Genomic DNA, 5639 nt, shown 5'->3' with positions numbered 1-5639 from the left:
CTACTTCGTTACCTTGCTCTTCGCGCTCGCGCTCGATTTCGGACTCGCCGTAGTCGTGGCCTAACAGCGAACATCTGAGACCCATTAAGTGTGGGTTATTTTCACGGTGTGATAAAAGGGTATTGTTTTTTCCAATATCAACCGAAGTTTTCGGACTTCGCCTCGTCCGGGTCGTGTCCGACCGTCGCCAGAACGTCCCGTGCCTCCGTCAGAAACGACGTGAATCCGTAGATGAACACCTGTCCGTCCGCGCGCGCGAGAACTGTCCGCGCGTTTTCGCTCTCGGGAAGCGGTTCGTCGGTGATGACGACCGTCGCACCGCCCGCTTCCAGTTCCCGCAGTCGTTCCTCGTGGACGGGAGCGTCGTCCTGATAGACGATGGTCACGTCGCCGCCCGCCGCGAGCGCGCGCTCCCCGATTCCGACTGCCGGGCCCACACCCGGTCCGCCCGCGAGGACGACGACGCTCGGTTCGCCCTCGTAGTACGACCGCCCGAACGGACCGGCGATCTCCACCGTCTCGCCCGCACTGCGCGCCGCGAGCCACGGGCCGAGTTCGCCGTCCGGGTCGACGGCGACCGTGATCTCGAACGTCCCCTCAGCGTCGGGTGACGAAAGGGTGTAGTGGCGCGTGATCTCCTCGTCATCGACGGTTCCCGCGACTTGCAGGAACTGTCCCGGCCGAGCCGAAAAGTCCGAAGGAGCCTCGATCTCCAACGCGATTGTATTCCCGCCGACATTACTCACTGACTTCACTTCGACCTCAGTTCCATCCATATCGGACCTTTGGCCGTAAGTACCAAATTCCTTGCCGCTTCACCGAGTCCGCTTCAGAAGGCTTTTGATTTGCCACCGGGTAGCCTAGCAACGATGCAAGACCTGAACTGGGCCATCGGCGGCGAAGCCGGCGATGGAATCGATTCGACCGGGAAAATCTTTGCGCAAGCACTCTCCCGGGCGGGCCGACATGTCTTCACGTCGAAGGATTTCGCGTCCCGTATCCGAGGTGGGTACACCGCGTACAAGATTCGGTCGTCTACCGACCGAGTCGAGAGCGTCGTGGACCGATTGGACATTCTCGTAGCACTGACCCAGCGGACGATCGACGAGAACCTCGATGAGCTTCACGAGGACAGCGTCATCATCTATGACGGGGAACGAACGGAGATGGAGGACGTCGACATCCCCGAGGAGATGATCGGGCTGGCCGTCCCGCTTCGCAGCCTCGCGAAGGACGCTGGCGGAACCATCATGCAGAACGTCGTCGCGCTCGGCGCGGCCTGCGAAGTAACGAACTTCCCCATCGAGAACCTCGACAGCGCTCTCGAGAAGAAGTTCGGTTCCAAAGGTGAGGCCATCGTCGAGAACAACAAGAAAGCCGCCCTTCTCGGGCAGGAGTACGTCCAGGAGGAGTACGACCACGACTTCGCCTACGACATCGAGACGACGGACAACGACTACGTCCTACTCAACGGTGACGAGGCCATCGGCATGGGCGCACTCGCCGCAGGATGTCGGTTCTACTCCGGCTACCCGATTACGCCAGCGACGAACGTCATGGAGTATCTCACGGGCCGAATCGAGCACTTCGGTGGCACCGTGATGCAGGCCGAGGACGAACTGTCGGCCATCAACATGGCGCTCGGCGCGGCGCGCGCAGGCGCACGTTCGATGACGGCGACGTCCGGTCCGGGTATCGACCTGATGACCGAGACGTTCGGCCTCATCGCACAGAGCGAGACGCCGCTCGTCATCTGTGACGTGATGCGCTCCGGTCCATCGACCGGGATGCCGACCAAGCAGGAACAGGGCGATTTGAACATGACGCTGTACGGTGGCCACGGCGAGATTCCGCGGTTCGTCGTCGCACCGACGAACATCGCCGAATGTTTCCACAAGACCATCGAGGCGTTCAACTTCGCCGAGAAGTACCAGACGCCGGTCTTCCTGCTCGCCGACCTCGCGATGGCGGTCACCGAGCAGACGTTCGCGCCCGAGGAGTTCGACATGGACGCGGTCGAAATCGACCGTGGAAACGTCGTGGACGAGGACGACATCGACGCGTGGACGGACGAACAGGACAGGTTCCAACCCCACTTCCCGACCGCGGACGGCATCAGCCCCCGCGCGTTCCCCGGAACGAAGGGCGGTGCCCACATGTCCACCGGTCTCGAACACAACTCGCTCGGTCGCCGGACGGAGGACACCGAGATTCGTGTCGAGCAGGTCGACAAGCGCAACCGCAAGGTCGAGACGGCCAAGGAAGAGGAGGACTTGACGCCGCGCGAGTTCGGTGACGCCGACTCGGACACGCTCATCATCTCGTGGGGGTCGAACGAAGGGCCGATGCGCGAAGCCCTCGACTTCCTCGAAGAGGACGACGTGAGCGTTCGGTTCCTCTCGGTTCCGTACATCTTCCCGCGTCCCGACCTCACCGAGGACATCGAGTCCGCGGACACGGTCATCGTGGTCGAGTGTAACGCCACCGGGCAGTTTGCCGACGTTCTCGAACACGACGCGCTTACCCGTGTCGAGCGGATAAACAAGTACAACGGTATCCGATTCAAGGCCGACGAACTGGCTGACGATATCAAGGCGAAACTCGGACAGGAGATAGAAGCATGAGTTCAGAGGTTCGATTCACCGACTTCAAGTCGGACAAGCAACCGACGTGGTGTCCCGGATGCGGTGACTTCGGGACGATGAACGGGATGATGAAAGCACTCGCCGAAACCGGCAACACGCCGGACGACACGTTCGTCGTCGCCGGTATCGGCTGCTCCGGTAAGATCGGGACGTTCATGCACTCCTACGCCATCCACGGCGTTCACGGACGTGCACTCCCGGTCGGCACGGGTGTCAAACTCGCCAACCCCGACCTCGAAGTGATGGTCGCGGGTGGTGACGGTGACGGTTACTCCATCGGTGTGGGTCACTTCATCCACGCAGTTCGACGCAACGTGGACATGTCCTACGTCGTCATGGACAACCGCATCTACGGACTGACGAAGGGACAGGCCTCGCCGACCAGCCGCGAGGACTTCGAGACGAGCACGACGCCGGAAGGCCCCAAACAGCCGCCGGTCAACCCGCTCGCGCTCGCGCTCTCGGCGGGCGCGACGTTCATCGCACAGTCCTTCTCGACGGACGCACAGCGTCACGCGGAAATCGTCCAGAAGGCCATCGAACACGACGGCTTCGGCTTCGTGAACGTCTTCTCGCCGTGTGTCACGTTCAACGACGTGGACACGTACGACTACTACCGCGACGCCATCGTCGACCTCGCGGACGAGGGTCACGACCCGCACGACTACGACGCGGCAAAGGAGAAAATCCTCGACGCCAGCAAGGAGTATCAGGGCGTCATCTACCAGGACGAGGACAGCGTCCCGTACGGCGAACTCCACGGTCTCGGGAAGAACATGACCGAGATTCCGGACGGCGCACCCGAGGACGCGATGGACCTCGTGCGCGAGTTCTACTGAAGCAGTTCGGGTTCGATTTCTATTTCGTTTTTTCCGCGACGGCCGGGTAGTCTACCGGCTGTCGGTCGTCCATGGTAGTATGAGACACAGACACATCTGACCATCCGCTCACGACGAAAACCCGGTTCATCAAGCCGTTTGCGCCTGTTTTTTATGAGATGAACGGTAAGAAGGTATAGAGATGACTGCGGACATGTGTACTGTCGTTAGCGGCACCGGGTGTTCCCCCGCCGTGACGACATTCGACTCTTATGACACTGGCCGACGCTGCGACGGAACCGACGGCCGTTCGACCGCCGATTCCCCCTCATTGCAAGCGTTCGAAACGGAGGAACCCTCCTCATGTGCGACGAAGGTGACGGCATGAGCGAGCACTACGATGTGATCATCGCAGGTGCGGGCCCCGCCGGTGCACAGTGTGCGCGGGACTTGGCCCAGCGTGGCTACGAGGTCGTCGTTCTCGAAGCCGAGAAGGAAGACGGCTTCCCACAACAGAGCAACAAATCGACCGCCGGGACGTTCTCGTCGATGATGGCGGCGTTCGGCATCCCGGACGAAGTCGTGATGAACTACACCGACAACGTCGTCCTCGAATCCCCGAACGAGTACTTCGCCAAGTCCCAACCGGGTGCGGTTCTCGAATTCGCCGATTTCAAGCGCTTCTTGGTGGAGGACAGCCGAGAGGAAGGTGCCGAATACTGGTTCGGCTCCCGCGTCGCGAAACCCATCATGGAGCACAACGATATCGTCGGGGTTCGCTACTCCGGCAACCAGGAAGTGTACGGCGACATCATCATCGACGCGACCGGTCCGAGCGCCCCGCTCGCAAAGCATCTCGGCGTGAGCGACCTCAAGCGCGAGAATCAGGCCATCGGCGTCGAGTTCGAGATGGAAGGCATCGATATCGACCCCGAGGGATATGCCGACCTCACCGACGCGATGATGCTTCGACTCGACCACGACCTCGCGCCCGGCGGCTACTCGTGGATATTCCACACGGGCGAGGACACGGCGAAGGTCGGACTCTGTTACATCCAGAACGAGAGCCACAGCGACTACGCCAAGGAGGGCATGGGCATCGACGACTACCTCCAGTACTGGCTCGACAACGACCCACGGTTCGAGAACGCGGAACGAATCGAAGGCAAGCAACACCGTGGCTCCGCCCACATCCAGACGCCGGGCGCGCTCTCCACGGACAACTTCATGGCCATCGGCGACACCGTTCCGACCATCGACCCGCTCTGGGGCGAGGGTATCCACGTCGGAATGAAGTCCGCACGTGCGGCGGCGATAACCGCCGACCGTTGTTTCATGACGACCACTCCCGACACGTCGGCGGACAACATGTCCATCTACGACAATCTTTGGCACAGCAACGTCGCACCCGACGCCCGGATGCGCTTGCTGATGACGCAACTGCTCTACCTCGCCGAAAACGAGCGCTACGACACGCTGATTCGTGACCTCAAACAGCTCAGTCACAGCACGCTGGCGAACGCGAACAACGGGCAGATTCGCGGCATGCTCAAACTGATCCACAAGGAAGATATCCCGCTCCTCAAACGGTTCATCAAAGAGCGGCTCCCGATGTAACGGTCGGTTCACGAATTACTCTCTGTTTTACTCGATTCTCGAAGTGCTCACGTATCGAAATCCGTCTCCGCTTTCGACGATGCGCTCCCACTCTCGTGAATCCGATCCCGATACTTTTCGAGCGCCTCGTCCAAGGCGTCACCTGCGTCCACATCGAGGGCGTTTGCCATCGCGAGCAACGAGAACAGCGCATCGCCGATTTCGTCCGACTTCACGTCGAGCGCTTCCGGGTCAGCACCCCCATTTCGATGATTTCGTCGCGTCGGTCGCGATCTCGCCCACTTCGGCCGCCAAGTCGAGGATCCAATACCCCGGGTCGCACGTCAGTTCGTGTTCCTCCACGAACGCGGCAACGACCTGCTGTTCGTCCATGTTCGTAATCAACGACAGTTCGAAGTAAATTTTCGGGACGTTGCTTCGATGGCAGGCGTGACGCGGTCGGCATCGTTCCGGAGAAACGACCGCGTCGGTTCCGCCAAGACAGTCATTCTACTCGTCGTCGCGTTCGCCCACAGGTTGAACTCCCGCGCTCTCGTCGCTTCGCTCATGGACGAAACCC

5 protein-coding genes and 1 pseudogene are annotated in these 5639 nt (G+C 60.9%); 3 read left to right on the top strand and 3 right to left on the bottom strand.

Annotated features, from left to right (window positions below):
* Together WBV42_RS06820 and WBV42_RS06815 are read right to left on the bottom strand one after the other, a co-directional pair.
* The coding region (locus tag WBV42_RS06820) for a DUF7093 family protein (protein ID WP_423985358.1) at positions 1 to 85 on the bottom strand (85 nt) is incomplete at its 3' end.
* A gap of 52 nt (positions 86 to 137) precedes the next feature.
* Complete coding sequence (locus WBV42_RS06815) at positions 138 to 776, bottom strand: FAD-dependent oxidoreductase (protein ID WP_423985356.1); 639 nt, start codon at positions 774 to 776, stop codon at positions 138 to 140.
* Between the two features lie 93 nt (positions 777 to 869).
* Between WBV42_RS06815 and WBV42_RS06810 the strand changes: the two genes are divergently transcribed.
* The 3 genes from WBV42_RS06810 (at position 870) to WBV42_RS06800 (ending at position 5080) form a co-directional block, all read left to right on the top strand.
* Positions 870 to 2624, top strand: coding sequence for a 2-oxoacid:acceptor oxidoreductase subunit alpha (locus WBV42_RS06810; protein ID WP_423985355.1), 1755 nt, complete (start codon positions 870 to 872; stop codon positions 2622 to 2624).
* Positions 2621 to 3484 (top strand): 2-oxoacid:ferredoxin oxidoreductase subunit beta, encoded by an 864-nt coding sequence (locus WBV42_RS06805; RefSeq protein WP_066144498.1) that lies wholly within the window; start codon positions 2621 to 2623, stop codon positions 3482 to 3484. The genes WBV42_RS06810 and WBV42_RS06805 overlap by 4 nt, the downstream gene beginning before the upstream one ends.
* A 363-nt stretch (positions 3485 to 3847) precedes the next feature.
* The gene (locus tag WBV42_RS06800) at positions 3848 to 5080 is read left to right on the top strand and encodes a digeranylgeranylglycerophospholipid reductase (protein ID WP_423985357.1); all 1233 of its coding nucleotides are present in this window, start codon (positions 3848 to 3850) and stop codon (positions 5078 to 5080) included.
* A 47-nt stretch (positions 5081 to 5127) separates the two neighbouring features.
* On the opposite strand, the pseudogene WBV42_RS06795 reads toward WBV42_RS06800, so the two are convergent.
* Positions 5128 to 5452 (bottom strand): annotated as a pseudogene (locus WBV42_RS06795) (MazG nucleotide pyrophosphohydrolase domain-containing protein).
* Between the last annotated feature and the right edge of the window lie 187 nt (positions 5453 to 5639).

The organism is Haladaptatus sp. (assembly GCF_049589095.1).
Classification (GTDB): Archaea; Halobacteriota; Halobacteria; order Halobacteriales; family Haladaptataceae; genus Haladaptatus.
This window is presented reverse-complemented; position numbering and strand designations above follow the sequence as displayed.